This is a genomic window from Bacillus sp. GZB (assembly GCF_001975995.1).
Taxonomy (GTDB): Bacteria; Bacillota; Bacilli; order Bacillales; family Bacillaceae; genus Bacillus; species Bacillus velezensis.
Map to the genome: position 1 here is coordinate 732,098 of NZ_MTQG01000016.1, position 26,717 is coordinate 758,814.

Annotated in this window: 28 protein-coding genes, 1 pseudogene and 1 other annotated feature; of the genes and pseudogenes, 15 read left to right on the forward strand and 14 right to left on the reverse strand. The window is 47.2% G+C overall.

What is annotated here, in order from left to right; genetic code table 11:
* Positions 1-49: 49 nt before the first annotated feature.
* From efeB to cidR, 5 genes and pseudogenes are all read right to left on the reverse strand, one after another.
* Positions 50-1,306: an iron uptake transporter deferrochelatase/peroxidase subunit gene (gene efeB, locus BXO87_RS09565; protein ID WP_038460310.1), complete on the reverse strand. Its 1,257-nt coding sequence runs from the start codon at positions 1,304-1,306 to the stop codon at positions 50-52.
* An 18-nt stretch (positions 1,307-1,324) separates the two neighbouring features.
* A pseudogene (locus BXO87_RS09570) lies at positions 1,325-1,576 on the reverse strand (Efem/EfeO family lipoprotein); the annotation flags it as partial.
* A 145-nt stretch (positions 1,577-1,721) separates the two neighbouring features.
* Positions 1,722-2,396, reverse strand: coding sequence for a thiamine phosphate synthase (gene thiE, locus BXO87_RS09575; RefSeq protein WP_038460313.1), 675 nt, complete (start codon positions 2,394-2,396; stop codon positions 1,722-1,724).
* The gene (gene thiM, locus BXO87_RS09580; RefSeq protein WP_038460316.1) at positions 2,393-3,211 is read right to left on the reverse strand and encodes a hydroxyethylthiazole kinase; all 819 of its coding nucleotides are present in this window, start codon (positions 3,209-3,211) and stop codon (positions 2,393-2,395) included. The genes thiE and thiM overlap by 4 nt, the downstream gene beginning before the upstream one ends.
* A 2-nt stretch (positions 3,212-3,213) precedes the next feature.
* Positions 3,214-4,122, reverse strand: a complete 909-nt coding sequence (gene cidR, locus BXO87_RS09585) for a cidABC operon transcriptional activator CidR (protein WP_003150908.1) — start codon at positions 4,120-4,122, stop codon at positions 3,214-3,216.
* Between the two features lie 106 nt (positions 4,123-4,228).
* On the opposite strand from cidR, the gene BXO87_RS09590 reads away from it, so the two are divergent.
* From BXO87_RS09590 to BXO87_RS09610, 5 genes are all read left to right on the forward strand, one after another.
* Positions 4,229-4,615: a CidA/LrgA family holin-like protein gene (locus BXO87_RS09590; RefSeq protein WP_007407725.1), complete on the forward strand. Its 387-nt coding sequence runs from the start codon at positions 4,229-4,231 to the stop codon at positions 4,613-4,615.
* A complete protein-coding gene (locus BXO87_RS09595; RefSeq protein WP_012118753.1) occupies positions 4,597-5,277 on the forward strand; it encodes a CidB/LrgB family autolysis modulator in 681 nt (226 codons plus the stop codon). The genes BXO87_RS09590 and BXO87_RS09595 overlap by 19 nt, the downstream gene beginning before the upstream one ends.
* A 129-nt stretch (positions 5,278-5,406) precedes the next feature.
* On the forward strand, positions 5,407-5,601 hold the full coding sequence (locus BXO87_RS09600; RefSeq protein WP_003150901.1) for a YwbE family protein: 195 nt from the start codon (positions 5,407-5,409) through the stop codon (positions 5,599-5,601).
* A 154-nt stretch (positions 5,602-5,755) separates the two neighbouring features.
* Entirely contained in the window at positions 5,756-6,517 is a 762-nt protein-coding gene (locus BXO87_RS09605) for a MerR family transcriptional regulator (RefSeq protein ID WP_038460933.1), read from the forward strand.
* Positions 6,504-7,406 (forward strand): DUF2268 domain-containing putative Zn-dependent protease, encoded by a 903-nt coding sequence (locus tag BXO87_RS09610; protein WP_108654956.1) that lies wholly within the window; start codon positions 6,504-6,506, stop codon positions 7,404-7,406. Before BXO87_RS09605 ends, BXO87_RS09610 begins: the two co-directional genes overlap by 14 nt.
* Before the next feature lie 81 nt (positions 7,407-7,487).
* Here BXO87_RS09610 and BXO87_RS09615 read toward each other — a convergent pair whose 3' ends face one another.
* A complete protein-coding gene (locus BXO87_RS09615; protein WP_038460318.1) occupies positions 7,488-8,675 on the reverse strand; it encodes a class I SAM-dependent rRNA methyltransferase in 1,188 nt (395 codons plus the stop codon).
* 94 nt (positions 8,676-8,769) lie between these two features.
* On the opposite strand from BXO87_RS09615, the gene BXO87_RS09620 reads away from it, so the two are divergent.
* Positions 8,770-9,153 carry a VOC family protein gene (locus BXO87_RS09620; protein WP_003150894.1) on the forward strand — a complete coding sequence of 128 codons (384 nt, stop codon included), beginning with the start codon at positions 8,770-8,772 and terminating at the stop codon, positions 9,151-9,153.
* A 29-nt stretch (positions 9,154-9,182) separates the two neighbouring features.
* Here the strand turns inward: BXO87_RS09620 and celB (BXO87_RS09625) are convergent, their stop codons facing one another.
* Positions 9,183-10,517: a PTS cellobiose transporter subunit IIC gene (gene celB / locus BXO87_RS09625; RefSeq protein ID WP_038460320.1), complete on the reverse strand. Its 1,335-nt coding sequence runs from the start codon at positions 10,515-10,517 to the stop codon at positions 9,183-9,185.
* Between the two features lie 161 nt (positions 10,518-10,678).
* Between celB (BXO87_RS09625) and BXO87_RS09630 the strand changes: the two genes are divergently transcribed.
* On the forward strand, positions 10,679-12,424 hold the full coding sequence (locus tag BXO87_RS09630; protein WP_038460939.1) for a S8 family peptidase: 1,746 nt from the start codon (positions 10,679-10,681) through the stop codon (positions 12,422-12,424).
* Positions 12,425-12,481: 57 nt separating this feature from the next.
* Here the strand turns inward: BXO87_RS09630 and BXO87_RS09635 are convergent, their stop codons facing one another.
* The gene (locus tag BXO87_RS09635) at positions 12,482-13,342 is read right to left on the reverse strand and encodes a glycosyltransferase family 8 protein (protein ID WP_029325753.1); all 861 of its coding nucleotides are present in this window, start codon (positions 13,340-13,342) and stop codon (positions 12,482-12,484) included.
* Positions 13,343-13,520: 178 nt separating this feature from the next.
* On the opposite strand from BXO87_RS09635, the gene BXO87_RS09640 reads away from it, so the two are divergent.
* Positions 13,521-14,018, forward strand: coding sequence for a MarR family winged helix-turn-helix transcriptional regulator (locus BXO87_RS09640; protein ID WP_038460323.1), 498 nt, complete (start codon positions 13,521-13,523; stop codon positions 14,016-14,018).
* Positions 14,015-14,226: a binding site (T-box leader), on the forward strand. (Overlaps the previous gene by 4 nt.)
* Positions 14,227-14,272: 46 nt before the next feature.
* Positions 14,273-15,517 carry a tyrosine--tRNA ligase gene (gene tyrS / locus BXO87_RS09645; protein WP_038460325.1) on the forward strand — a complete coding sequence of 415 codons (1,245 nt, stop codon included), beginning with the start codon at positions 14,273-14,275 and terminating at the stop codon, positions 15,515-15,517.
* 55 nt (positions 15,518-15,572) lie between these two features.
* Here the strand turns inward: tyrS and ywaC are convergent, their stop codons facing one another.
* Both ywaC and BXO87_RS09655 read right to left on the reverse strand, forming a co-directional pair.
* A complete protein-coding gene (gene ywaC / locus BXO87_RS09650) occupies positions 15,573-16,205 on the reverse strand; it encodes a GTP pyrophosphokinase YwaC (RefSeq protein WP_007407732.1) in 633 nt (210 codons plus the stop codon).
* A 130-nt stretch (positions 16,206-16,335) separates the two neighbouring features.
* Positions 16,336-17,271, reverse strand: a complete 936-nt coding sequence (locus tag BXO87_RS09655; protein WP_007614633.1) for a 1,4-dihydroxy-2-naphthoate polyprenyltransferase — start codon at positions 17,269-17,271, stop codon at positions 16,336-16,338.
* Positions 17,272-17,714: 443 nt separating this feature from the next.
* On the opposite strand from BXO87_RS09655, the gene BXO87_RS09665 reads away from it, so the two are divergent.
* The 6 genes from BXO87_RS09665 to BXO87_RS09690 all read left to right on the forward strand — a co-directional run bounded on the left by BXO87_RS09665 (position 17,715) and on the right by BXO87_RS09690 (position 23,276).
* On the forward strand, positions 17,715-17,864 hold the full coding sequence (locus tag BXO87_RS09665; protein ID WP_003150882.1) for a teichoic acid D-Ala incorporation-associated protein DltX: 150 nt from the start codon (positions 17,715-17,717) through the stop codon (positions 17,862-17,864).
* 15 nt (positions 17,865-17,879) lie between these two features.
* Positions 17,880-19,391 (forward strand): D-alanine--poly(phosphoribitol) ligase subunit DltA, encoded by a 1,512-nt coding sequence (dltA, locus tag BXO87_RS09670; RefSeq protein ID WP_007614638.1) that lies wholly within the window; start codon positions 17,880-17,882, stop codon positions 19,389-19,391.
* Positions 19,388-20,569, forward strand: a complete 1,182-nt coding sequence (dltB, locus tag BXO87_RS09675) for a D-alanyl-lipoteichoic acid biosynthesis protein DltB (protein WP_012118762.1) — start codon at positions 19,388-19,390, stop codon at positions 20,567-20,569. The genes dltA and dltB overlap by 4 nt, the downstream gene beginning before the upstream one ends.
* Before the next feature lie 16 nt (positions 20,570-20,585).
* On the forward strand, positions 20,586-20,822 hold the full coding sequence (dltC, locus tag BXO87_RS09680) for a D-alanine--poly(phosphoribitol) ligase subunit 2 (protein ID WP_003150875.1): 237 nt from the start codon (positions 20,586-20,588) through the stop codon (positions 20,820-20,822).
* Positions 20,823-22,001 (forward strand): D-alanyl-lipoteichoic acid biosynthesis protein DltD, encoded by a 1,179-nt coding sequence (gene dltD, locus BXO87_RS09685; protein WP_038460328.1) that lies wholly within the window; start codon positions 20,823-20,825, stop codon positions 21,999-22,001.
* Positions 22,002-22,184: 183 nt separating this feature from the next.
* Positions 22,185-23,276, forward strand: a complete 1,092-nt coding sequence (locus tag BXO87_RS09690; protein ID WP_038464610.1) for a branched-chain amino acid aminotransferase — start codon at positions 22,185-22,187, stop codon at positions 23,274-23,276.
* A 40-nt stretch (positions 23,277-23,316) separates the two neighbouring features.
* Here BXO87_RS09690 and licH read toward each other — a convergent pair whose 3' ends face one another.
* Genes licH through licB form a run of 4 tightly spaced genes read right to left on the reverse strand, consistent with a single transcriptional unit; the run spans position 23,317 to position 26,675 of the window.
* Positions 23,317-24,645: a 6-phospho-beta-glucosidase LicH gene (gene licH, locus BXO87_RS09695; RefSeq protein WP_003150870.1), complete on the reverse strand. Its 1,329-nt coding sequence runs from the start codon at positions 24,643-24,645 to the stop codon at positions 23,317-23,319.
* Positions 24,642-24,974, reverse strand: coding sequence for a PTS lichenan transporter subunit IIA (licA, locus tag BXO87_RS09700; RefSeq protein ID WP_003150867.1), 333 nt, complete (start codon positions 24,972-24,974; stop codon positions 24,642-24,644). The genes licH and licA overlap by 4 nt, the downstream gene beginning before the upstream one ends.
* A gap of 18 nt (positions 24,975-24,992) precedes the next feature.
* Positions 24,993-26,351, reverse strand: coding sequence for a PTS cellobiose transporter subunit IIC (gene celB / locus BXO87_RS09705; protein ID WP_032875716.1), 1,359 nt, complete (start codon positions 26,349-26,351; stop codon positions 24,993-24,995).
* Between the two features lie 15 nt (positions 26,352-26,366).
* Complete coding sequence (gene licB / locus BXO87_RS09710; protein ID WP_003150863.1) at positions 26,367-26,675, reverse strand: PTS lichenan transporter subunit IIB; 309 nt, start codon at positions 26,673-26,675, stop codon at positions 26,367-26,369.
* Positions 26,676-26,717 lie beyond the last annotated feature (42 nt).

A 26,717-nucleotide genomic window follows, 5' to 3' on the forward strand; every position in this document is an offset into this window, starting at 1 on the left:
ATATATAGTTACAAGTGTTTTTTAAAAAACACCCTCCATATGGAAGGTGTCACGATTCCAGCAGCCTTTGGGCGATATATTCTCCTTTTTTACAGCCGCCGGGACAGGCGAATAAGGAAGAGCCGATCGTTTGTGTGTATTCATTCAGTGCATCCTTTGCCGCCAAAGCCTTCAGCATCGGGACAAATTGGCGGTCCGGGTCTTTTTGAAAACAGATAAACAGCAGGCCTGCGTCAACATAGCCCGTCTTCGGATCAATTCCGTCCGTATAGGAAAATGCCCGGCGCAGAATCTGTCTGCCGGTTGATTTTGCCACGCTGACATGCGAGTCTGCGGGAATTTGATTCAGCTTCACGGGATCGTTTTCCTTTTTTTGCCCGAAAGGCGCGCCCGAGCTTTTCACCCGCCCGAACGTGTCCTCTTGCTCCTTCAAGGATGAACGGTCCCATATATCTAAAAACATCTTAATTTTCCTAAACGCCATGTACGTGCCGCCCGTCATCCAGTCCGGCTCTCCTGATTGAACCCAAACGATCGAATTCATCAGGTTTTCATCCTTTGTGCTTTGGTTGCCGGTGCCGTCTTTGAATCCGAAGAGGTTGCGCGGCGTTTCCCCGTTTTTCCCGCCGCTTAAGAAACCTTTATTGAGAAAGCGGACTTCGCACACGCCTGCTGCCTGTTTCATCAGGTTGCGCACCGCGTGAAACGCCGTTTGTTCATTATCCGCGCAGACCTGTATGACGATATCACCGCCGCCTTGTTTCTTATCGAGCTTGTCGTTAGGCATCGGCGGAATATCGGCGAGGTGCTTCGGTTTTTTATCTTTCAGTCCGAAGCGGTCCTTCCCGTCTTTCTCGAAAAACCCGGGGCCGAAGCCGAAGGTAACGGTCAAATTCGCCGGGGCCAGATCCTGCGACTCCCCGGTATCCTGCGGAGGTATATATTTATTTTTCTGTTCGCCCGACGGGACGGCGCCTGAAGTCAGCAGCTGTGTCAGGCTTGTCCATTGTTTGAAAAGGGAGATGACATCGGCTTTGTCGCTTGACATGATATCAAGCGCTGCAAAATACACATACGTCTGATGCGCCGTTGTGATTCCTGCTTGGTGCTTTCCGTAAAAAGGAACGATTTGATCACGATCACGTTTTTCATCATTCTTCTTTGAAGCGGTGGCCGCCGGTTTGAAGAGCGGCGCGAGTCCTCCGAGGCCGCTCGCTCCGACAGCGACGGCGGCGCCCGCGACGGCGCTCCACTTCAGGACATCCCGTCTGTGGATCTGTTTTTCCTTGTTTTGTTCATCGCTCATGCTGTGTCTTAACTCCTTTTAAAGCACATCGGCAATCTTCGACATGGTTTCAGAAAGGGCCGTCAGCTTCGTGCTTATCTCTCTGATTTGATCTGTACTTAATGTATCACAAGACGTATACGATTGATCGCACGTTTTGTATTTCGACATCAAAACTTCAAATTCGCTGAATTCCGCATCAAGTTTTTCCGTGACCTCGAAATGATCTTTCACATGCGCGCTTTTCACTGTTTCATAGAGGGCTTTTAAGCCTTCGGCGCCGGCGGTGATTGGTTCAGGCATTACTTTTGAGCGAAGCGATAGAGCCGTCAAACACTTCGGTCGATATTGCAAGCTGATTGCCCTGTTCTTAACATACGGCTTATATTCTCCAAGTCCGTCACTGCCTTTTTGCGCACACAGAAAAAGGGCCGCCCTATCGGGACAGCCCTGCTTTGGAGTGCCGAATTTCCTCTGAAAACTTGCGCGCCGCCGCTTTTGGATCTTCGGCTTGGCTGATGGCGCTGATCATGCTGACGCCGTCTGCACCCGATTCAATGACGGGCGCCGCGTTGTCAGCCGTAATGCCGCCGATTCCTACAATCGGAATGCTGATGCCCTGACGCCGCACCTCTTCAATCAATGTAACGCCCTGCACAGCTTCAGCATCTTTTTTTGTTTCGGTCGGATAGACCGGGCCCATTCCAACGTAATCGGCTCCGGCGGCTTCCGCCCGCTTCACCTCGGAGACGTTATGTGCTGACACACCGAGAATCATATCGCCGATTGCCGCTCTCGTTTCTTCGGCGTCTGCGTCATCCTGTCCGATATGCACTCCGTCCGCCTGAAGGCGCAAGGCCAATTCGACATCATCATTAATGATGAAAGGAATCCCGGCCTGCCTGCAGACATCCTGCACCTGCTTCGCGAACAGGACACGTTCATCCCCTGTTAAAGAACCGCTCCCCTTTTCCCGAAATTGAAAAAGCGTAGCGCCGCCCTCAATGGCTTTTTTCACCACAGAAACGGGGTCTGCGCTTGTATTGTTTGATCCCATAATAAAATAAACCGATAACATATCCTTCATCATTTCCCGAGAAATACGCGTCATTTTTCTGTCACCCTTTCAATTGCAGCAAGCTCGGCCGCTTCTTGTTCTGCGATGCTTGCCAGCTTGTTTAAAAGCTCAATCTGGAAGCTGCCCGGCCCCTTATGGACGGTGTCCAAAGCGGCAAGCTGAGCGGCGCTTCCGTATACAGAAACGGCTGAAACGGCCGCTTGCAGAACGTCCTGCCCCGCTGCGCAGAAGGCTCCGATTACAGACGTCAGCAGGCATCCCGCCCCCGTCACCTTCGTCAGCAGTTTATCACCGTTATGTACGGCGTATGTGTCGGTGCCGTCGGAGATGACGTCGGTTTTTCCGGTAATCGCAATGACCGTCTTCAGCCCGCTTGCAGCCGTCTTAGCGAGGTGAACCACATCTCCTCCGGCTTCCCCCGCATCCACGCCTTTTATCTTCCAATCAGGGGCGCCGGCAATATTGGCGATTTCCGCGGCATTTCCGCGAATGGCGGACAAGCGGACCTCCTGTATGATCTTGCGGGCTGATGCCGTCCGAAACGGCGTGGCGCCGGCACCTACCGGATCAAAAATGACCGGAACACCGTTTTCATTGGCCGATTTTCCGGCTGCGATCATAGCTTCAACCGACGCCGAACTGAGGGTGCCTATATTCAGGACGAGCGCTCCTGCGATTTTCGCCATGTCGGCGGCCTCCTCAATTGCATAAGCCATAACGGGCGATGCGCCGAGCGCGAGCAGTCCGTTAGCGGTGAAGTTCGTGACGACATTATTGGTGATACTGTGAACGAGCGGGTTTTGATCCCGCACTTTACTCAAGTGTTGAGCTGCGGTTTGTGCGTCCATGCTTAATCATCCTTTTTTCTCTTTTTCGGATTCCATAAATACGATTTCGTATGCTCCAGCCAGGCTCTGGCGGCAAAGGACATATAGCGGTCTTTCCGCCAAATGATGGCTAAATGCCACGGAATGACCGGATGAACGAGCGGAATGGTTCTGACTTTGTCAGGATCAAGACCGCGGCAGATTCTTTCCGGCAGCAGGCCGATACCGAGATTGGCGGATACCATTTCGCTGATAAAGTCCCACTGTGACGTTTCATAAATGACGTGCGGCCTGAATCCGGCTTTCACGCATTCCGTCATAATTCGATTATGAAGGACAAAATCCTCCCTGAAAAATATGAATGGCTCTTCTTTCAATTCGTGAAGACTGCATTCTTTCTCGTCAGCGAGCCGATGTGACGGATGGACGACGAGCATAAGGGTTTCCTTGACGATTGTGAACGTATGAAAAATCTCTTCATTCGCGGGAAGCACGACGACCCCGATATCAAGCGAGCCGTCCTCCACTCCTTGCTGCACTTTAATAGAGCCGTCCTCAACAAGCTGAAACGTCACATCGGGATATGTGACGCGGAAGTCTCCGAGCACTCTCGGGAAAAAGCCGGACCCGATCATCGGCGGAAGACCGATGCGGACGTGCCCTTTCTTCACTTCCATAATATCGTTCAGCTCTGACGTCAGGTTTTGGAATGACTTTGTGATTTCCTGCGCCTGCACATACATGCTCTGCCCGGCGTCAGTCAGTTCAACTTGCCGGCCATTGCGGTAAAACAGCTTAATGCCGAGCTCCGTCTCCAGGTTTTTAATCATTTTTGAGATTGTCGGCTGTGAAACATACAGCGACTGTGAAGCCTTCGTAAAGCTTTTCAAACGGGCCACTTCCAAGAAATACGTTAAGTGCCGGATATCCATTACATTTCATCCTTTCTATAGACAAAAGGAATACACATTATTCTTTATATGTATTTTACCTATAGCAAAACCTTCTGTACAATATAAATATAAGGGAGGCATCATTATGAAAAAATTGCTGCTTACCGTTATTCAAATCGCTCTGCTGTTTATATTTGCGCGTCTGATCAATTGGGTCACGGCGGCTCTTCATATAAATATTCCCGGCAGTATAATCGGGATTGTGATTCTTTTCACATTATTGCATTTCAAGATTATCAAACTTGAATGGATTGAGCTTGGCGCAGCATGGCTCCTCGGTGAGCTGCTGCTGTTTTTCATCCCGTCTGCCGTCGGAGTGATTGAATACGGAGATATCATGTCTAAATTCGGCGTAAGCATTTTACTTGTCGTCGTCATCAGCACATTTGTCGTGATGGTTTCAACAGGTACGCTTACACAGCTGATAGCAAAAAGAAAGGAGAAAAAACAAACGTGTTCATCGGAATCATAAGTTTATTCTTAACTGTCTTAGTATATTTGGGCGCGAAAAAACTCTACATTCGTTTTCCTCGGGTGTATACGTCGCCGCTTCTGATTACGCCCGCTGTTTTGGTCGTACTGCTGCTTCTTGTCAATGTCCCGTATCAGACATACAATCTCGGCGGCGGACTGCTGACCGATATGCTTCAGCCGGCAACAGTGGCGTTCGCTATCCCGCTTTATAAATATTTCCCGATTTTAAAGAAATACGCCGTGGAAATTATTTTGAACGTAGCGGTCGGTTCATGTATCGCCATTCTGTCAACGGCCTTTATCGCCAAATGGTTCCATCTCGGCAGCAGCTTAGTCGACAGTCTCGTGCCGCGATCCGTGACGACGCCGATTGCCATGAACGTTTCAGAAATGATCGGCGGGATGCCGGCCGTTACAGCGGTTTTCGTCATTTTAACGGCTTTATTGGGAACGATCATCGGGCCGATGGTCATCCGCTATTTCCGCATTGATAACGAAATTGCCCGGGGCGTGCTGCTCGGAACCAGCGCGCACGGAGCGGGAACATCTAAAGCATTTGAGCTCAGCTCCGTATCAGGAACGATCTCAAGCGTGTCCATGATTCTCGCCGCAATTATGACGCTGTGCGCGGCCCCGATTTTGCTTTCGTTTATGTCATAAAAGACTGCTCCTTACAGAGCGGTCTTTTTTTATTTGCTATGAAGGATTGATTCGTCTGTCCTTCATAAAAAGACGAAAACACGATATGATAAGATATGAAGTGAAAAGACTGAAGAACGGATGTGTCATATGAACGGCCAGCAGCGAAGCAGCATCAGAAAAGGACTTGAAGTCGATATCGTCCTGAAAGCCGATCAGCGTTCAGGAAAGCTGACAAGAGGAATCGTGAAGGATATTTTGACGAACTCAAGCTTCCACCCGCGCGGCATTAAGGTCCGCCTTGAAGACGGGCGAATCGGCCGGGTGCAGCACATTATTGAATAGAAAAAAGCCGGAGCTTCACGCCCGGCTTTTTTTCTTTAATTTCAGCAATGAAATCCTCATATGTTCCCCTTTATATACAAAAAATCTTTAACCAACTATTGACTCTTACGTTGCGTAATACTTTAGAGTAGCCATTAAGGAGGCGGCAAACGTGATGGGTATGAAAGTAAAAGAAGTAGCTGAACTGATTGGAGTAAGCATACGTACTCTCCATCATTACGATCAAATTGGATTATTGACTCCTCAGGAAACGACCGATTCCGGTTATCGGCTTTATTCTGAAGAAAATCTTGAACAGCTGCAGCAGATACTATTTTTCAAGGAGCTCGATTTCTCCTTAAAAGAGATTAAAGAAATCATTAATAGTCCTTCATTTAACCGAAGGGAGGCATTAATTTTACAAAAGAAAATGTTGATTGAGAAACGGAATAGGGTCGATAAGATGATTGAAACCATCGATAAATCAATCAAACATATGATGGGAGAGATTTGCATGACGAACAAAGAACGGTTTGAGGGAATGAACTTCAATCATAATCTTTATGAGCAAGAAGCTCGCAAACGGTGGGGTGATCAACCTGTCGATAAGGTAAATATTAGATTGAAAAGCATGACTGATGGTGAGCAAAAAGATTTATCTGATAAGTGGACTGCAATGTTCAATAAATTTGCACTCCTTATTAACCAATCTCCCAAGTCCCCAGACGTACAAACAGCTATCAAAGAGTGGTTTGATTTTCTCAATGAAAATTTTGGTGAATATTCTTTTGATGCCTTTTACGGATTAGGTCAACTCTATATTGAAGATAAACGCTTCACTAAGAACATCGACCGGTATGGTGAAGGGTTGGCGAAGCTCATGAGTGATGCCATTACAATTTATATAGATCATCAAAAAAAGGGTGGTACCCATTAAAATCATTATCGAGGATACAATTGGGCAATACGAAACGCTATTTTCAATGATTGAAAATAGAGAAGATTATTATCGGTATTCAATGATGAAACCTTTTGAAGATATGTGGAAAAAGATTAATGTCCCCTTAAAGGCAAAGCAACCTAACGGATATGATGTAATCATGGCTGCAAATATGCTGGGCTATCTGAGCATATTTGATACGGAAACCGGAAGAAAAGCATTAGAGAATCTAAAAGAAATTCAAGCTCTTCAAATTGCATATGGCACTTTAACTCATTGTGTAGAATTTATCAAACAAAACCGCTTAAAAATAAATGCTGATGAAATAAGGTTTGGGATGTATCTGGCTAATCAAAAAAAGCTTGAATTACATAGAGGGTATTGTGGATTCGGAGGAATTCCGGGATTTATTCAAGTTTCAATATTCCCCAATTCATATAACATACCGAGACTGCCTGCTGTAATCGCACATGAATTTCATCATAATATTCGTTTTTCGTATTTCAATTGGGATTATGGGAACGTAACGGTTGGTGATTACTTAATTATAGAGGGGCTGGCAGAATCGTTTGCCAAAGAACTTTACGGAGAAGCTCTGTTAGGTCCTTGGGTTACTTCTTTTGAAAAAGAAGACTTAGAATACTCAAAAGAAATTATCAAAGACTCATTAAATGTGAAAGGGTTTGCTGAGGTCAGCAGTTACATGTTTGGTGACACCTTTGCAGCCGAACAAGGTTATCAGCCTGTCGGCTTATCACCGTTTGCAGGTTATGCGGTTGGCTACCAAGCGGTGCAATCCTTCATGAAAGCCAACAATGTGGGGATTAGAGAGGCCACTTTACTTGGCACAGATGAGATACTAAGTAATAGCGGGTTATTTCTTTAAGAATGAAGATTATTTTATCCCGTATTAAAGCGATGGAAGAGGGTTTTCTTTTCCCCTCTTTCCACGCTATAAATGATCATCCTATTTTTTCCGCAAGAAAACAACCTTCAAATAATTTCCTTCTTTAAACGCGGGAATCGTTTTGAAATCTTCCGGAAGCGTGTATTCTTCCAAAATGTCGTAACGCTCATTTGTTTCTTTAAAGGCGGTCTCTATAAAACCTTTAAATTTCTTCATATTGAAGGCGCTGCTGTTTGTCGAAGCGACGATGATGCCGTTTTTTGCAGTGATGGCGATCGTTTCCTTCAACAGGTTTTTATAATCTTTCGCTGCGCTGAACGTCCGTTTTTTTGTGCGGGCGAAAGAAGGCGGATCAAGGATGATGAGGTCAAACTCCAGCCCTTTTTTCTCCGCATAGCCGAAGTATTTGAAAACATCCATGACTTTAATGTCATGCGCCTCATAATCAATTCTGTTGGCGCTGAACTGTTCAATCGTTTTTGCGAGACTGCGGTTGGCGACATCGACGCTGGTCGTTTTCTCAGCTCCGCCAAGCGCCGCCGCGACGGAAAATGCCCCCGTATAAGAGAACGTATTCAGCACCCGTCTGCCGTTTGCATACTTATCCCGAATCGCTTTGCGCACATGACGCTGGTCTAAGAAAATGCCCGTCATCGCCCCGTCGTTTAAATCCACCGCGTACTGTATGCCGTTTTCTTGAACAATGACCGGAAAATCTCCTCTTTCGCCTTTGACAAAATCGTCGTCTTCCACGTATTGCCCGGCCGTATCGAATCGTTTCTTTTCATAGATCGCTTTATAAGAAAGCTCCAGTCCGTCAATCGCCTCAATCATGCTGTCCTTATAAGCGTAAATGCCTTTACTGTACCATTGAATCAGCAGATAACCGTCATAAAAGTCAATCGTGACGCCGCCGATGCCGTCGCCCTCGCCGTTGAAAAGCCGGAACGCCGTCGTATCGGGCGCCTTAAACAGATGGGCTCTCGCTTCAGCCGCTTTTTTCAGCTTGTCCAGAAAGAAACGTCCGTCGATCCGTTCATCTCTCGCGCGGGACAGCACCCAGCCGACTCCTTTATTCTGCAAGCCGTAATAGCCTTTTCCGATAAACTCACCCTTCTCGGATGTCACATCAAAAAGATCGCCCTCTGTTAAATGAGCCGAGCTTCCGGACAGAGCGTCTTTTTCAATCAGGGGGAATCCTTTTTTCAGCTTTCCGGCAAATGTATCTTTCACTGTAAGTAGCTTCATTGTGCATTCCTCTTTCGTTTTGCTTTCTCTTATCGTACCATAAAACATGATCAACACCGCATTGTCCCGAAAAATTCAAAACAGGGGGAAAACCATGACAGCCAAAAGAATCGACCATACAGGCATTATGGTCAAAGATATTGAAACATCCATCGCCTTTTATCAAGACGTTCTCGGTATGCAGTTAAAGGATCGTATCACTCATACGAACGGCATTATTGAACTTGCCTTTCTCGGCTTTCAGGAAGGGCCGGAGACAGAAATTGAGCTGATCCAGGGCTATAGCAGCGAGCTTCCCGCAGAAGGAAAAGTCCATCATGTCGCTTTATTAACTGAAGATATCGCGGCGGAGTTCACGCATGCGAAGCGTCAGGGCGCCGTATTTATCGATGAAGAAATCACGACGCTTCCGAACGGGTACCGCTACTTTTACATTGAAGGACCTGACGGCGAATGGATCGAATTTTTCCAGCGTTAAAAAAAAACGGGCGAAGGCGCCCGTTTTTTTTATGTTTCTTCAGTGACGTTTTGTTCCGCCGCCCGTTCCTCTCTCCATTTTTGAAGATCCCAAATTCGGAAAAACGGATAATAGATGATAAATGTAATCAGGAGATTGATCAGCTGCATGACCGAACCGGAGATTTTCCCGCCCGTCGCCAAATAACCGGAAATCAGCGGCGGCATCGTCCACGGCACGGCGATTCCCGCCGGTTTTGCCACCATCCCCGTGCTCATCCCGATGTACGTCGCCGTAATGGTCAAGAGCGGCGCAATGATAAAGGGCACGATTAACAGCGGATTCATGACGAGCGGCATCCCGAAAATAATCGGTTCGTTAATGTTAAAAATCGCGGGCCCGATGCCGAGACGGCCGAGCTGTTTCATCTGTTTGCTTCTGGAGCGCACAAGCATGGTCAGCACAAGGGCAAGCGTCGCTCCGCTTCCGCCGACATTAATCCATATTTGAAAGAACTGTGTCGTAAAAATGCTCGGCAGCGCTTCTCCCGCCTGAAAAGCCAAACGGTTGGCATCCATCGCCCCGTACCAGATCGGCGACATGACGCCGCCGATAATGGACGCGCCGTGTATGCCGCACGACCAAAGCAGCATTTGCACGAATTCGGCGATAAGACTTCCGCCGAGACTCCCGCCCAGAATAGACAGCGGGGTGCCCAGCAGATCGCCTACGACATTGTGGAGGCTTTTAAAAGGAGTCATTTCAATAAACAGACGGGCCAGCCATACAAGCGTAATAACAATGAAACCGGGGATGAGCGCAACGAACGATTTGCTGACCGCAGGCGGCACTCCGTCAGGCATCTTAATGACGATATTTCTTTGTATGATAAACCGGTACACTTCCGTAGACAGCATTGCAATGATCATCGCGACAAACAGACCTTTGCTTCCGAGCAGCGAAATCGGAATGCCGCCTCCCACCATAATCTCTGTTGCCGAGCCGTCAGGAATAAACGGAATCTGATACGGCGTCGCCAATAAAAAGGCGGCAAGGGCAATGGCTCCCGACGACAGGGCATCCACCTCATAGCTTTCCGCAAGCCGGTAAGCAATCCCAAAGGCGGCGACAAGCGCCATAATGTCAAAGGACGCATTCACGGGATACCCGAGCTTTTCAACCCAATTTTCACCGAAAAGACCAGCCATAAAATCGGCATAACCGGGAATCGGAAGACTCGTCAGAATCAGAAAAACCGATCCGATGATGATAAGCGGCATAGTCAAAATAATGCCGTCCCGCAAAGCTCTTAAGTGCCTTTGGCCGGCGACTTTTCCGGCGACAGGCATGATTTTTTCTTCCATGACCCGATTGAACGTACTCATTTATCAAAAACCCCCTTTTTGAGTTCATTGCGCAGATGTCTTAAAGCATTTTCTCCATCATATTTTGGAAACGCTTACATTTGCATACAGAAATTTTCCTTATCCCTCAGGAAAAAAAGAATTCCGCACTGCCGATATATAAAGAAAAAGGGGGAATTGCAATGTATCACACCCTAAAACCGATAATGGCCGCGGCCTTGTGCGTCAGCCTGTTCTCCGCCGCGGCGCCCGCGCACGCCGAGACGCACGACCGGGACGTTATCGTGGTGTACAAAAATCAAAACGGCAAGGAATCCGCTATAGACAGCGGAGCGGATGTGGAACAGACCTATCAGCATCTCCCGGCAGTCGCCGTGTCAGCCGATTCACAAACGGTGAAAGACCTGAAACAGGACCCTGACATCTTATATGTAGAAGACAATGTATCTTTTCAGGCATCAGGCGGTTCTGATATCCGCCCGTTATCAGCGGCCCAAAGCAGCAGTTACGCGCTGCCGCAATGGGATATAGAATCGACTCAGGTCAAGCAGGCGTGGAAAGAAGGCTTGACGGGAAAAAAGGTGAAAGTGGCTGTCATTGACAGCGGCATTTACCCTCATGATGACCTTTCCATTGCCGGAGGCTATTCCGCAGTCAGCTATACTTCCTCATACAAAGATGACAACGGACACGGGACGCATGTCGCCGGAATCATTGCGGCCAAACATGACGGATACGGCATTGACGGCATCGCGCCGGATGTCCGGTTATATGCGGTTAAAGCATTAGACAGAAAGGGTGCAGGGGATCTTAAAAGCCTTCTTAAAGCGATCGACTGGTCGATCGCCAATAAAATGGACATCATTAATATGAGTCTCGGAACTAACGCTGACAGCAAAATTCTTCACGACGCCGTAGATAAAGCATACAAAAAAGGAATCGTGATCGTAGCCGCCGCAGGAAACGACGGCAACAAAAAACCCGTCAATTATCCGGGCGCCTACAGCAGCGTAACGGCAGTCTCAGCGTCAACTGAAAAAAACGGGCTCGCGGCTTTTTCCACGACCGGAAAACAAATTGAGTTTGCCGCACCCGGCACCAATATTACGAGCACGTACCTGAATCAAATGTACGCCGTAGCTGACGGCACATCTCAAGCCGCACCGCACGTCACCGGCATGTTCGCGCTGCTCAGGCAGAAATATCCCGAGGAAACAAATACACAGCTCCGGCAGCAGATGCAGCAAAACATCAAAGATCTGGGCGCTCCCGGACGTGACAGCCAATTTGGGTACGGCCTGGTGCAATATCACGTAAAGCAAAAGAGCTTTGCCGAACGGGCTGTAATAAAAGCGGAAAAGACGAAAAAACAGGCAGATATCAATCAAGCAAAAACGGCCGTCAGCAAGCTGTCCAAGTCAAAGGGAAAAACCGCTCTCGAGTCCCGGATCAATAAAGTTCAGACGGCAAGAAATGTGACGGACGCAAGAGACAAAGTCCGGACTGCCGAAAAACAAAAGAAAAAAACCGCCGTCAATGCCGCACAAAGCGCCATTCGCAAATTACCGGCCGGTTCAGAGAAAAAAGGACTGCAAAAGCGGCTTAACGCTGTCAACTCAAGCCTTTTGAAAACAGCTGAGGCCAGCGTCAAGCAGGCGGAAAAAAAGACCTCTGAGGCCAACACCGCAAAAGCCCAAAAAGCAGTCAGCGAAATCCAGCCGGGAAAAGAAAAAACCGCTCTGGAAAAACGGTTTGGCCGGATAAAAGATAAACTCAACCGGCAGCAGGCTAGAGACAAAGTAAAAGCGGCGGAAAAAACCAAGACGAAAAAAGCAAAATCAGCGGCGCAAACAGCAGTCAGCCGATTGAAGCCGTCTGCCGAAAAGACCGGCCTGCAAAAACGCGTGCGTGCGATTCGGGTGAAATAATAAAAAAAACGCTTATGAGCCGGATAACGGCTTCACAAGCGTTTTCATCACACCTGCCTATTGGTTCATGGCCGGGCGGTCGATCGTGTTCCATTTCGTAAAGGACATATATCGGAAATAATGATCACGATACGGGTGCGAGGTGCCTGTATTCCAAGGCTTGTCGCTGCCGCAGAAATGGACGATGGCCGGTTCGGCACGTGTTTCTCTGTAACGTATACGGTCGATCAGTTCAGGAGGCGTTTTCTCGTTCATGATAATATGCGTCTGCGCGTTCCAGCGCGGATGCAGTTCATGCCATTGATCATATAAGATCGCGTTAAGCGCGTCCTGATCATGGAACACGAGAAAATCCTCCGAGCTGTTTTCGTTGATAAAATCAATCACCTTTTCGGAAATATTTTGTTTTCTCCAAGGTTCGAAATCTATAATCATAATGCCGGAATTAAAATACTTGGCAGTGTCGCTGATATTCATTTTTTTCAGTCTTTCATGCTGTCCGGCGTCTTCTACCGCCGCAACTATTGCCGGGGAAATATCCAAATCCCATAAAACCGAAATATCTTCCATCACAATTGCATCGCAATCAATGTAAATCATCCGCTTTACGGACTCATCCTTAATTAAATCAGGGATAGAAATGCGGTAATAAGCCGCTTTTGTAATGTGGCTGCTTTCGACTGCATGCTTGTATTGATCAGCGTCTACTTCTAAAAATTCAAGCGGCGTCCCGAATGACATCGCGGTCTGTTCAAGCTTGTCCTTGTTTTCGGCAGTAATTCCGCCGTCGATCACATATAATTTGGCATTCCTTGTTTTATCCATATTCATCAATAAAGAAGCGAACATCCCACCCAAATGACGAGCATAATGATCATCGGCACATGATACGATATGCATTGTTTCATTCTTTCCCACTGATATTCATCTCCCTTTTTGTTGTACAAATGTCTTTCCCTTTTTTTTAAAAGTAAACCTCAATCTTACACATTTTTTCTGCGGGAATGTGCTGTTTGCGATTTGATATCTTTTGCATTCTCTGTTAAAATTCATTTCATAGCTAATGATTCTGACAATAATAAGGAGCATGACGCCATTGACGAATCGCAACGATGCCGGATCAGACAATAAGAAGCCGAACAGGCCTTTTTCCGATCTATCCGGCCGAAACAAAGAGGCGGCCTATATTGCCGCTGCACTCTATCGGTCCGCCCAGCAGCTCCGTGTAAAAATGGAGAAAGAGGTGCTGTCGGCACACAAATTATCATGGACGGCGTTTTCCATCCTGTATGACCTTTGTGAATGGGAAACGCTTGATACAAGAAGGATAGCCGCTCTATCCGGAATTACCTCGGCGACGGCGAGCAATGTCCTGAACACTTTGGAGAAGAAGGGCTTATGCAGCAGACAAACGAACAAAAGAGACCGCAGGCTTGTATTCGTCAGTATTACCGATGAGGGCAGAAAGGTTATTGAAGATCTGTACCCCGACTTTCATCAGGGGGAAATTGAACTGACGGCCTGTCTGGATAAACAGGAACAAAAAACGCTGTCCGCCCTGCTGCAAAAAATCGCTGACAATTTCATAACGTAGCAGCTATGACGGGAATCAGTAACGGATTGTCTCCCTGTTCCAGAGAGCCGGCGGATGGTGCAAGCCGGCACAAAGACAAACGTGAATTACCTCCCTGAGCTTTCTTTGTGAACTTCAGTAGCAAAGAACGGGAAACCGTTATTCGAATGAGCGGAAGACGTCGTCTTCAATCAGGGTGGTACCGCGTGCATACAGCCACGTCCCTTTTTGGGATGCGGCTTTTTTGTTTGGCTAAAAAAAGGAGAATGTAAAAGATGGAATCAATCACTTTAACGAATGATCAGGAAAAAGAAGTGCAAAGGCAGCTGGATTTGTACATGACCGGCGCCGCGGACGTCATACCGCCTGAAGAATTGAGAAATAAAATCGCCAAATCAGTGGCATCCGGCAAGCCGCTGAACATTAAACTCGGCCTTGATCCGTCCGCACCCGACGTCCACTTGGGCCATACCGTCGTGTTAAACAAACTGCGCCAATTTCAAGAAAACGGCCATATCATACAGCTTGTTATCGGGGACTTTACCGGAAAAATCGGTGATCCGACGGGGAAGTCGCAAGCCAGAAAACAGCTGACTGATGAAGAAGTCCAACACAATGCCAAAACCTATTTTGAACAGTTTGGCAAGGTGCTGGATCAAGACAAAGTTGAACTTCACTGCAACTCAAAATGGCTGAAGACATTGAATCTGGAAGATGTGATTGAATTAGCGGGGAAAATTACTGTCGCCCGTCTGATGGAGCGCGACGACTTTGAGGAGCGCATCGCCATGCAAAAACCGATCTCACTTCACGAATTCTTTTACCCGCTGATGCAGGGTTACGATTCTGTCGTTCTCGAAAGCGATATCGAACTCGGCGGTACGGACCAGCATTTTAACGTGCTGATGGGCCGCCATTTCCAAGAACGCTACAAAAAAGAAAAGCAGGTCGTCATCCTCATGCCGCTTTTGGAGGGTCTTGACGGCGTTGAAAAAATGTCTAAATCAAAAAACAACTACATCGGCATTGACGAGCATCCGAACGACATGTACGGCAAAACGATGTCATTGCCGGACAGCCTGATGAAAACATATATTCATTTAGCGACAGACTTAGAGCCTGCGGAGAAAAAACAGATGGAGAAGGATTTGGAATCAGGAAAGCTTCATCCGAGAGATGCCAAAATGATCTTAGCGGGTACAATCGTCAGAATGTACCACGGGAGGAAAGCGGCGGATGCGGCAGAACAGCATTTCAAACGTGTCTTCCAGCAATACAGCCTGCCTGAAGATATGAAAACCGTCATATGGGACGGAGAAAAGACCGTGCCCCTTATTGAGCTGCTCGTCACGATTGGACTCTTTTCTTCAAAAAGCGAAGCACGCCGTATGATTCAAAACGGCGGAATCAAAGTGAACGGGGAGAAAACGGATGCCCTTCATACCGTCATTACCGCAGAAGACGGCATGACGATTCAGGTGGGTAAGCGAAAATTTGTACAGCTGCGCGTAAACGGATAAATAAACAGCCGGACTGCACATAAAAGCGGTCCGGCTGTTTTGATGCGTCAATCGTTTAATCGACTTCTTTCTTAATCCCAAGCATCTTTTCGTCTAAATAATGGGCGATGTCCGCCGCTTCCTTCAGCTCGTCGGTCAGATGCTTTGGGACTTCGTTATTTAATTTGTAATAAATTTTATGTTCAAGGCTCGCCCAAAAATCCATGGCAATGGTGCGGATTTGAATTTCCGCCTTCACATATTCCACACGATTCGTCAAATAAACGGGAATTTCAATAATCAAATGCAGGCTGCGGTAGCCGTTCGGCTTCGGATGTTTGATATAATCCTTCACCTTTACGATCTTCAGGTCCTTATGCTGCTTCAAAACCTCAGCGACATTATAAATATCGGAAATAAAGGAACAGATAATCCTGACACCCGCAATATCATGAATATGCTCTTTCATTTCCTGCGTCGTCACATCGCAGCCTTTGCGCATCAGTTTATTGACGATACTCTCGAAACTTTTTACGCGTGATTTTGTATGCTCGATCGGGTTATGCCCGTGAATCAGATTATATTCCTGGCTGATGATAGAAAACTTCGTATCCAGCTCATCTAAAGCGAATTTATAAACTAATAATTCATTTTTCCAATCTTCCATGACCGTTTTCAAATCATCCATATGGGCTGTTGACAAGTCCATTTTTTTCATCTCCTTGCTTTGCTGTCCATATATGAGACGTATCAGTCCGCGGTCAGGTTCTTTACAATATCGTGAAGATTATGTCATAAAAAAAGCAAATGCCGATTATGGCATTTGCCCTTTCATTTGATCAGCGGAAATAACTGATCAGGAGTCCGATGGAAAGCAGGAATCCGAAGAATGTATTGGTTTGCGCCGTTGATTTCATCGCAATAATCATGTTCATCGGCATTTCGTTTTTCACAAAGCCTTTCACGGCCTGAACGGGTTTCGGCACGCTCAGGAAGACCAGGAACAGCCACGGGCTTGTGTAACCCATGATGACAAGACCGACGATCCAGATGTAAGCGATGGCAAATGATGCGGCCAGTATCATGACGGCCCCTCTATGTCCCATCAAAATAGCCAGCGTTTTACGTCCGCCTTTTTTATCTTCCTCAATATCACGGATATTGTTGGACAGGTTAATCGCTCCGACCAAGATGGCGATCGGGATAGAAATCAAAATGCTCTGTTCATTAATTCTGCCTGTCTGAATGAAGAAAGAAATAAGGACAAATACAGAGCCCATGCAAATGCCGGAGAACAGTTCCCCGAACGGTGTATACGCAATCGGCAGCGGGCCGCCCGTATACAGATAGCCGATCAGCATGCCGGCAAGGCCGATAACCGCAAGCCACCAGCTGCTGCTCATGCAGATATAAACACCGAGCACGAGGGCAATCGCATAAGAGCCGAGCGCCAGCTGCAGAATTGTTTTCGGCTTCATGCCGTGGCGGACGATCGCTCCGCCGATACCGACGGAATCCTCCGTATCTAAACCGCGTTTAAAATCGTAATATTCATTGAATAAGTTCGTGGCGATCTGGATCCAAAGGCAGGAAAACAGCATGGCCAAAAACAGCAGGAAATCAACCTTTACGTAAAACATCGCCAATACGGTGCCGAGAAGTACGGGCACAAACGATGCCGTCAATGTATGAGGGCGGGTTAGCTGCCACAAAATGCGGCCCATGCTTTCTTTCTCGGGCGTCTTTTGGCTGCCCCCCATATTGTTTTGATTCATTTTCCTCTTCCTTTCTATTAAAAGGCTTTCACAGTCAGCCGATAACAGTAGTGTTGAATTGGGGTTTTCACGTTTTCTGCTACCTTATCTATCATAATAATTTCTTCCTCATTTCACAAGATGCGGCGCTTTATCGGCTATCCTGCCGGAAACGGCTTTTCGCCCTTCTCCATTGGGGTTCGGCACAAGCCTGCTTAAGAAAAAGCCGCCAAAATTTTTTTACCTCGTTTATATTTACGATAAGTTAAAAATCCCGCCTGAACAGCGCCTTTTTAGTATGATCATTTGCCAATTTATACATGCGTGTTTTCCATCCTTTTGTTCCTCATTCATTTTTAAGGAAATTTTAAGCTTAGGATATTAGACATATTTTGAAACTTTTTGTTAATCTAATCGTCATATACTGGTGTAATTATTGAATACGCGGGGAAGGAATTTTGAATATGATGCAAAAATTAAAACGTGCTTATGAAAATACATTGATCAAATGGACGTTTCATACGGGCTTTTATTTTCTGATATTAGTATTGCTCTTTTGGATGTATGGATTTCATACAGCGAATACCGGCACTTATATTTACAACGATTTCTAATCGGGGAGGATAACTATGAAACTACTTGATGCTATAAAAACATACGCAGACGCCAAGCCGCAGGCCGAAGCGTTTCGTTCCTTAGATCATTCCCTCACTTACGGGGAATTATGGGATTTGTCGGAGCGGGTTGCGTCCGGCATTCAAAAACATACAGCTGACGGTTCGAAAGCGCCTGTCCTGGTTTACGGACATATGGAGCCGAATATGATCGTTTCTTTCTTAGGAAGCGTCAAAGCGGGCCGCCCTTACATCCCTGTCGATGTTTCCATTCCGGCGGAGCGGATCGTCAAAATCATTGAAAGCTCAGGCGCAGAGCTGCTTATCAGCGTATCGGGCGATGCAGTCGATACGGGAAGCAATCTGATTAAAACCGTTACGCCCGAAGAGCTTGCAGCTGACGGAGATGCAGACCTCAGCCGTGAGAACTGGGTAAAAGAGCTGGATACGTTTTACATTATTTACACGTCCGGCAGCACGGGAAATCCGAAGGGCGTGCAGATATCGGCTGATAACCTGCAAAGCTTCACTGACTGGATCTGCAGGGATTTTCCTGTGGGCGAGGGTAAGACATTCTTAAACCAAGCGCCGTTTTCTTTTGATTTATCTGTCATGGACATTTTCCCTTCGCTTCAAACGGGAGGTACGCTGCATTGCGTAACGAAAGACAAAATCAATAAACCGAAAGTACTATTTGAAGAATTGGAGAAATCCAAACTGAACGTCTGGACATCGACGCCGTCTTTCGTCCAAATGTGTCTGATGGACCCCGGCTTTACGCAGGAGCTCCTGCCTGAGGCAGAAGTATTTATGTTTTGCGGAGAAGCGCTTCCGGCTGCCGTGGCACAGGAGCTGTTAAACCGTTTTCCGAAGGCGCGCGTATTCAATACATACGGCCCGACTGAAACAACGGTTGCCGTCACCTCCGTTGAAATTACGCAGCAGATCATCGATGAACATGAATCTCTGCCTGTCGGTTTTGCAAAACCCGATATGGATATCTTCATCATGGATGAAAACGGGAATAAGCTTCCGGACGGAGAAAAAGGGGAAATCATCATCGCGGGCCCGAGCGTGAGCAAAGGCTATCTCGGAGAGCCTTCTCTGACGGAAAAAGCGTTTTTCCCGATCGACGGCCAGTGGGCATATCACACGGGTGATGCCGGTTATGTTCAGGATGGTCAGATTTTCTGCCAAGGACGCCTTGATTTCCAGATTAAGCTTCACGGCTACCGCATGGAGCTGGAGGAAATCGAAGTACATGTAAGGCAGTCTCAATATGTGCGCACGGCGGTTGTCATCCCGTATCAGCCTAACGGACCTGTCGAATATTTAATTGCCGCCATCGTGCCTGAAAAACACGATTTTGAAAAAGAATTCCAGCTGACAAGCGCCATTAAGAAAGAACTGGCCGCTTCGCTTCCGGCCTACATGATTCCGAGAAAATTCATTTATCAGGATCACATTCAAATGACTGCGAACGGAAAAATCGACCGTAAACGCATTGGCGAAGAGGTTCTTGTATGACGCCTTACAGCTCGTTTTTCTTCTTTATCTTACTTGGAATCCTTCTTTTGCCGACGATTATTTTAGGGCTGAACGGCAAGAGATTCCAAGGATACAACATGTTTATATCCATCATCGTATTGGCTTTGATTTTCGCGCATGATCTGCACGGCGTGATCGCACTATGTATCTTTACGCTGTGGCAGGTGCTTTTAATCAGGGGCTATCTCGCTTACAGACTGAAAGCCAACAGCGGCTTTGTCTTCAGTATGGCCGTAATCGCGTCCATTTTACCCCTGTTTTTATCTAAATTATGGCCGTTTTTCTTTCCGCCGGCGCCTCATCACCCGGTTCATAACCTGATCAGTTTCTTAGGAATTTCTTATTTGACATTTAAAGGCGTCCAGCTGATCATGGAAACGAGAGACGGACTGATTAAAGAAAAAATGCCGCTTCACCGCCTTTTGTACTTTATTATGTTTTTCCCGACCATTTCTTCCGGTCCGATCGACAGATACCGCAGATTTGCCAAGGACGAACAGAAAGTATGGACAAAGGGAGAATACGCTGATTTACTGTATACCGGCATTCATAAAATTTTTATCGGTTTCTTATACAAATTCATTATCGGATATGCGATTAACACGTATTTCATTATGAATCTGTCTCATATCACCCACAGCAAACTGTGGGGTAATGTGCTGTACATGTACGGATACAGCTTGTACCTGTTTTTTGATTTTGCGGGTTACACAATGTTTGCCGTCGGTGTAAGCTATATCATGGGTATTAAATCTCCGGAAAACTTTAATAAGCCGTTTATCAGCAAAAACATTAAAGACTTCTGGAACCGCTGGCACATGTCCTTATCCTTCTGGTTCAGAGACTACGTATTTATGCGCTTTGTTTTCTGGATGACAAAGAAAAAATGGATAAAGAACCGGATGGCCGTCTCGAACATCGGGTATTTCCTGCTGTTCATGCTGATGGGCGTCTGGCACGGACTCGCCCTGCAATATATTGTATACGGCCTGTACCACGCCGTATTAATGACCGGGTATAACTTTTTTGAGAAATGGAATAAGAAATACAAATGGCTGCCCGCCAATCGTTTTACGGCCTTTTTAGCCATCGTCATCACATTCCATTTCGTATGTTTCGGATTTTATATTTTCTCAGGAAAACCATTTCATCACTAAAGGAGATTGAAAACACATGGAATTTAAACAGGAAGTATTAGACGTATTAGCTGAAGTTTGTCAGGAGGACGCTGTGAAAGAAAATCCTGATATTGAAATCTTTGAAGAAGGACTGCTTGACTCTTTCGGAACTGTAGAACTGCTGGTCGCCATCGAAAACCGCTTCGGCATTACAGTGCCGATCACTGAATTTGACCGTGACGAGTGGAATACGCCAAACAACATTGTAAACAAACTGACTGAGTTGAAGTAAATGAAAAAGCGTTTCTTTGGACCAATTATTTTAGCGTTCGTCCTGTTTGTCGGAGCTATCGCAGTTCCGGCTTCATGGCTTACGCGCTTCATTCCTGAAAAACGTGTCGAAGAGTCGGCGGCAGCCTTAAATCCGAATATGTTCCAGGGGCTCTATCTGCAAAATAAAATGTTCGAAGACTCGAAGTATATGCCGATTTTCGGTTCTTCCGAGCTTTCAAGACTGGATGAGTTTCACCCGTCCAACTATTTCCAAGTGAACAACCAAGGCTTTACGCCTTATCTTGTCGGAAAAGGCGGAGACCAATCCTTGATACACGCCGTGAACTTTGCGGCGCATTATCAGCAGCTGAAGGGCAAAAAACTGGTATTCATTGTTTCTCCGCAATGGTTTATCAAAAAAGGTTCTGATGAACAGCACTTTGCGCCGAATTTTTCATCACTTCAGGCATTGGATTTAGCATTTAATAACCAGATTGACCCCGCAGTCAAAAAGAACATGATGAAGCGCATGCTCCGTTTTAAAGTCGTTCAGCATGATGCCGTCCTTTCTGAATTATACAAGGGAATGGTCAACGGACAATCATGGAAAGTGAAAGCGGTCATGCCGGCTGCCAAAGCTTATTATTCTCTGCTTGAGAAAAAAGATCTTTATTATTCAATGGGAGAAACCAAGGGCCCTGAACGGACGATCTCTGAAAACCTGAAAGGGAAATCGTGGTCAGAGTTAAAAACAGCTGCCGCTCAATTAGGAGAACGGAGCTCCAAGTCCAATCCTTTCTATATCGATGACGCTTCTTATAAAAAGATTAAGAAGAAAGTAAAGAGAGTGAAAGGAATCAACAAAAAAAGAACATACGCCAAATCAGTCGAATATCACGACTTTGAGGATATGCTGGACATTCTGAAAGATGCCGGCGCTGAACCGATGTTCGTGGTTATTCCGGTCAACGGAAAATGGTATGACTACACCGGCTTCCCGAAAAAAGGCCGGACTGATTACTACAAAAAAGTCACTAAGCAAATTAAAGCGAAGGGCTTTCAGGTTGCCGACTTATCCGGGCACGAATATGATCCGTACTTTATGAAAGACACCATCCATATCGCCTGGAAAGGCTGGGTGTACGTCGATAAAGCAATGGAGCAGTTTTACAAAACCGGCAAGGTGACGGTTCACTGAGCACGGTGATGACAGAATACGTAAAAACGAACACGCAGGGGGCATTCTCTCCCCTGCTTTTTATGTGATTTGATTTTTTCACAAATTTGAGGAAAACTATTGCGAATATTTGTTGAAGGTATACAATAGAATATAAATTATTTTCAAATAAGTTTGACAATAACACCAATAGGGAGACAGAACATTATGAAACAAGACATTCGTGTTGAATTGACTTCAGCCAAAAAACCGAAACCGGACCCCCATGACCTTGCGTTCGGCAGAATTTTCACCGACCATATGTTTGTTATGGATTACGACGCCGGTCAAGGCTGGTACGATCCGAGAATTATCCCTTATCAGTCCATCTCAATGGATCCTGCGGCCATGGTTTATCATTACGGCCAAACCGTTTTTGAAGGGCTTAAAGCGTATGTAACGAAGGATCAGGAAGTGCTTCTGTTCAGACCGGAGAAAAATATGGAGCGCCTGAACCAGTCAAATGACCGCCTTTGCATCCCGCTCATTGATGAAGAGCTTGTTCTTGAAGGCCTGAAACAGCTCGTAGCCATCGACAAAGACTGGATTCCGAAAGCGGAAGGCACTTCCCTTTATATCCGTCCGTTTATTATTGCGACTGAGCCTTTCCTCGGTGTAGCGGCATCCCATACGTACAAGCTGTTTATCATTCTTTCCCCGGTCGGCTCTTATTACAAAGAAGGCATTAAACCGGTAAAAATCGCCGTGGAAAACGAATTCGTGCGCGCCGTCAAAGGCGGCACCGGAAACGCGAAAACCGCCGGCAACTACGCATCAAGCCTGAAAGCGCAGCAGGTTGCGGAAGAGAAGGGATTTTCCCAGGTTTTATGGCTTGACGGCATTGAGAAAAAATACATCGAAGAAGTCGGCAGCATGAACATCTTCTTCAAAATCAGCGGCGAAATCGTGACGCCGGAGCTGAACGGAAGCATTCTTGAAGGAATTACGAGAAATTCCGTCATCACCCTTCTCAAACATTGGGGACTGACTGTGTCTGAGCGAAAGATTTCGATCGATGAAATCATTCAGGCGCATCGTGACGGCCGATTGGAAGAAACATTCGGAACCGGTACGGCGGCGGTCATTTCTCCGGTCGGCGAACTGATCTGGAATGATGAAAGTCTTGTCATCGGCAGCGGTGAAACCGGAGAGATCTCGAAGAAATTGTACGATACCATTACAGGCATTCAAAAAGGCGCGGAAGCCGACGTGTTCGGCTGGACGACAGAAGTCGCCTCACTAAGCGAATCAAAATAAGCAAAAAACCCGGAAGCGAATCCGGGTTTTTTTACTGCTCTTATGCTTCAATCGACTTAAAGAAATGAGGCAGATGTTCTTTGTGAGCCTCAAGCATTTCATCCAGAATGGCCTTTGCCACGGAGTCTGACGGGACGAGAGGGTTGATCGTCATCGCAAGTAGCGCCGTTTGATAATCTCCCGTGACGGCTGCTTCAGCGGCGACGCGCTCAAATGATTTGATTTGCTGGACGAGTCCGCGGACAGACACCGGCAGATCACCGACGGCGATCGGTTTCGGACCGTCTTTCGTCATGACACAGTTCACTTCGACCGCTGAGTCATTCGGAATGCTGGCGATCGCGCCGTTGTTTATTGTATTGACGGGCTGGATATCATGTTTGTCGTTATAGATGGAGCTGATCAGGTTGCAGGCCGCGTCACTGTAGTACGCTCCGCCCCGTTTTTCAAGCTGCGGCGGTTTGATGGCGAGATTCGGATCTTTATACAGTTCGAACAGTTCTTTCTCAACCTTCTGTACAACCTCGGCGCGTGTGCCCTCCGTCTGTGACGCTTCTATTTCATGCTCGAGCATTTCTTTCGTTTTGAAATAATAGCGGTGGTAGCCGCAAGGAATCAGATCGAGCGCCTTCAGGAATTCAGGCTCCCATTCCGCGCCTGAAATATTTTTCATCGTCATGGCGTTTTCCGGGTCTCCCATGGCTTCAATGACTTGATCTTTCACACTGACGCCGTCTAAGAAAACATCTAATCCGAAGACCATGTGATTCAGCCCGGCAAATTGCACTTCGATCCGGCTGACATCCACATCCAATGCTTTTGCGACGCCCATTTTAATGCCGATCGGCACATTGCAGAGACCGACGACTTTTGTGAGATTCGAGTAGCGGAGCAAGGCCTCGGTAACCATGCCGGCAGGGTTTGTGAAATTCACGAGCCATGCATTCGGACAAAGCTCTTCGATGTCTTTCGCGATTTCCAGAATAACCGGGATGGTGCGCAGCCCTTTGAATAAACCGCCCGGACCGTTTGTCTCCTGTCCGATTACGCCGTATTTTAACGGAATCCGTTCGTCTTTGGCGCGGGCCTCAAGAAGGCCGACGCGGAATTGAGTCGTTACGAAATCCGCATCCTTCAAGGCTTCTCTCCGGTCAAGCGTCAGGTGAATCTCTATCGGAACACCCGCTTTTTCGACCATGCGTTTTGCAAGCGTGCCGACGATATTGAGTTTTTTCTCGCCTTCAGGAATGTCGACGAGCCATAATTCTCTGACAGGCAGTTCCTCATAGCGCTTAATGATGCCTTCCACAAGCTCCGGTGTATAGCTTGAACCTCCGCCGATCGTTACAATTTTAATTCCTTTTGTCATATTTTTGCTCCCCCTTGCAGACTCACTTTTTCGTAAATCTCAACTAACTCAGCGGCCAAGTCTTTCACGGTCATGGCATTCATTAAATGATCTTGCGCATGCACCATCAAAAGCGTCATGTCTGTTTTTTCTCCGCCGGCTTCATTTTGGATCAATTCTGTCTGATAATGATGGGCTTCGGTCAGTTCCCTTGCGGCTTCCTGAAGCTTTTCTTCCGCCATGGCTCTGTCCCCCCGCTTTGCGGCAGCAATGGCTTCCATTGATGCACTTCTGCCGTTGCCGCCATGCAGGATGATCTGAAAAATGGTCTGTTCCATTTTTTCATTCATGTGTTTCACTCCCTTTCTCTACAGCACGGCTTTTTCGTCTCCCTGTACGGCTGGCGCCTGCGATTGTTCAAGTTCGTTTTCTTCTTTCAGCTTTTGCGAATCCCACATTCTGAAGAACGGATAGTACACGATAAAGGCTGTGATGATATTAATCGCCTGCATGACAGCCCCTGATATTTTTCCGCCCGTGGCAAGATAGCCGGAGAAAATCGGCGGCATCGTCCATGGGACGGCAATGCCGGCAGGTTTGGCGACGAGGCCAGTGCTCATGCCGATATAGGTAAAGACCAGTGTGACAAGCGGTGTGATAATGAACGGAATGAGAAGCATCGGGTTCATGACGATCGGCATTCCGAAAATAATCGGCTCATTAATATTAAAGACGGCCGGCCCGATGGCGAGTTTCCCAAGCTGCTTCATCTGCTTGCTTCGCGAACGGAGAAACATGGTGACCACGAGCGCCAGTGTCGCGCCGCTTCCGCCGATGTTGATCCAGATTTCAAAAAACTGCTGGGTGAAAATATTCGGAAGCGCATCGCCCGCCTGAAACGCAATCCGGTTGGCATCCATCGCCCCGAACCAGATCGGCGCCATGACGCCGCCGACTATGTTCGCCCCGTGTAATCCGCACGCCCACAAGAGCATTTGAACCGCTTCGGCTATCAGGCTTCCGCCGAGACTTCCCCCAAGAATCGAGAGCGGCGTCCCCAGTACAACGCTTACAATGTTATGAAGGCTTTCAAACGGAGTCGCTTCGACAATTAAACGCGCGCCCCAGATCAGAAAGATGACGGCAAAGCCGGGAATTAAAGCGACAAATGATTTGCTGACCGCCGGAGGCACGCCGTCCGGCATTTTGAAGACGAAATTCCGCTGGATGATCAGGCGGTAAATTTCCGTCGACAGCATGGCGATAATCATCGCGACAAACAGCCCTTTGCTTCCCATGAGAGACAGCGGGATGCCGCCGCCCACCATGATTTCCTCTTTGGCGCCGGAAGGCAGAAACGGAACTTTGTACGGCGTTGCCAAGAGAAACGCCGCCAAAGATATCGCACCGGCCGATAAAGCGTCCACCCCGTATTTTTCGGCCAGGCGGTAGGCGATTCCGAAAGCGGCGACAAGACCCATGATTTCAAAGGTCGCATCAACCGGATATTGCAGTTTTTGAGACCAGGCGCTTCCGAACGTCTTTGCCATGAAATCCGCATATCCCGGAATCGGCAGGTTGCCGATGATCAGAAAAAAAGAACCGATGATGATAAGCGGCATGGTGAGGATGATCCCGTCACGCAATGCTTGCAGATGCCGCTGGGAGGCAATTTTTCCGGCAATGGGCATGACTTTCTCTTCTAAAAACTGGTTCACCTTATTCACACGGCCCGCCCCTTTCTACGATGCGTTTCCGAGCTGTTCCGCTGATTTCAGAACCTCCGCTCCGTTGCACGTGCCGTAATGGACGGTATTGATGACTTCAACCGGCACTCCTTTTGATTCACCCAATTTTTTCAGCTGCGGAAGCAAATAACGGACTTGAGGCCCAAGCAGCAATACGTCCGCTTTATCAATATGCTGGTTGACTGAATCGCCTGACACCGCCCAGATTTTATATTCTTTTCCTTGTTCCTGCGCGCTTTTTTCCATCTTGGTGACGAGTAAGCTTGTTGACATCCCTGCTGCACAAACGAGTAATATATTCATGTAAAAGACCTCCTGAAAGTTTGATATTTTGTATGTCTCGAT

What these genes read in the sequence shown, in the direction of transcription:
- BXO87_RS09590 (WP_007407725.1), top strand. Translation starts at nt 4,229, where the DNA reads ATGAAAAAATTGCTGCTTACCGTTATTCAAATCGCTCTGCTGTTTATA.
- licA (WP_003150867.1), bottom strand. Translation starts at nt 24,974, where the DNA reads ATGAATGAAAAAATGGAACAGACCATTTTTCAGATCATCCTGCATGGC.
- thiM (WP_038460316.1), bottom strand. Translation starts at nt 3,211, where the DNA reads ATGGACGCACAAACCGCAGCTCAACACTTGAGTAAAGTGCGGGATCAA.
- celB (WP_038460320.1), bottom strand. Translation starts at nt 10,517, where the DNA reads ATGAGTACGTTCAATCGGGTCATGGAAGAAAAAATCATGCCTGTCGCC.
- BXO87_RS09655 (WP_007614633.1), bottom strand. Translation starts at nt 17,271, where the DNA reads ATGAATCAAAACAATATGGGGGGCAGCCAAAAGACGCCCGAGAAAGAA.
- cidR (WP_003150908.1), bottom strand. Translation starts at nt 4,122, where the DNA reads ATGGATATCCGGCACTTAACGTATTTCTTGGAAGTGGCCCGTTTGAAA.
- dltD (WP_038460328.1), top strand. Translation starts at nt 20,823, where the DNA reads ATGAAAAAGCGTTTCTTTGGACCAATTATTTTAGCGTTCGTCCTGTTT.
- dltA (WP_007614638.1), top strand. Translation starts at nt 17,880, where the DNA reads ATGAAACTACTTGATGCTATAAAAACATACGCAGACGCCAAGCCGCAG.
- BXO87_RS09605 (WP_038460933.1), top strand. Translation starts at nt 5,756, where the DNA reads ATGGGTATGAAAGTAAAAGAAGTAGCTGAACTGATTGGAGTAAGCATA.
- BXO87_RS09630 (WP_038460939.1), top strand. Translation starts at nt 10,679, where the DNA reads ATGTATCACACCCTAAAACCGATAATGGCCGCGGCCTTGTGCGTCAGC.
- ywaC (WP_007407732.1), bottom strand. Translation starts at nt 16,205, where the DNA reads ATGGACTTGTCAACAGCCCATATGGATGATTTGAAAACGGTCATGGAA.
- efeB (WP_038460310.1), bottom strand. Translation starts at nt 1,306, where the DNA reads ATGAGCGATGAACAAAACAAGGAAAAACAGATCCACAGACGGGATGTC.
- dltB (WP_012118762.1), top strand. Translation starts at nt 19,388, where the DNA reads ATGACGCCTTACAGCTCGTTTTTCTTCTTTATCTTACTTGGAATCCTT.
- licB (WP_003150863.1), bottom strand. Translation starts at nt 26,675, where the DNA reads ATGAATATATTACTCGTTTGTGCAGCAGGGATGTCAACAAGCTTACTC.
- thiE (WP_038460313.1), bottom strand. Translation starts at nt 2,396, where the DNA reads ATGACGCGTATTTCTCGGGAAATGATGAAGGATATGTTATCGGTTTAT.
- BXO87_RS09615 (WP_038460318.1), bottom strand. Translation starts at nt 8,675, where the DNA reads ATGAAGCTACTTACAGTGAAAGATACATTTGCCGGAAAGCTGAAAAAA.
- licH (WP_003150870.1), bottom strand. Translation starts at nt 24,645, where the DNA reads ATGACAAAAGGAATTAAAATTGTAACGATCGGCGGAGGTTCAAGCTAT.
- dltC (WP_003150875.1), top strand. Translation starts at nt 20,586, where the DNA reads ATGGAATTTAAACAGGAAGTATTAGACGTATTAGCTGAAGTTTGTCAG.
- BXO87_RS09665 (WP_003150882.1), top strand. Translation starts at nt 17,715, where the DNA reads ATGATGCAAAAATTAAAACGTGCTTATGAAAATACATTGATCAAATGG.
- BXO87_RS09620 (WP_003150894.1), top strand. Translation starts at nt 8,770, where the DNA reads ATGACAGCCAAAAGAATCGACCATACAGGCATTATGGTCAAAGATATT.
- tyrS (WP_038460325.1), top strand. Translation starts at nt 14,273, where the DNA reads ATGGAATCAATCACTTTAACGAATGATCAGGAAAAAGAAGTGCAAAGG.
- BXO87_RS09600 (WP_003150901.1), top strand. Translation starts at nt 5,407, where the DNA reads ATGAACGGCCAGCAGCGAAGCAGCATCAGAAAAGGACTTGAAGTCGAT.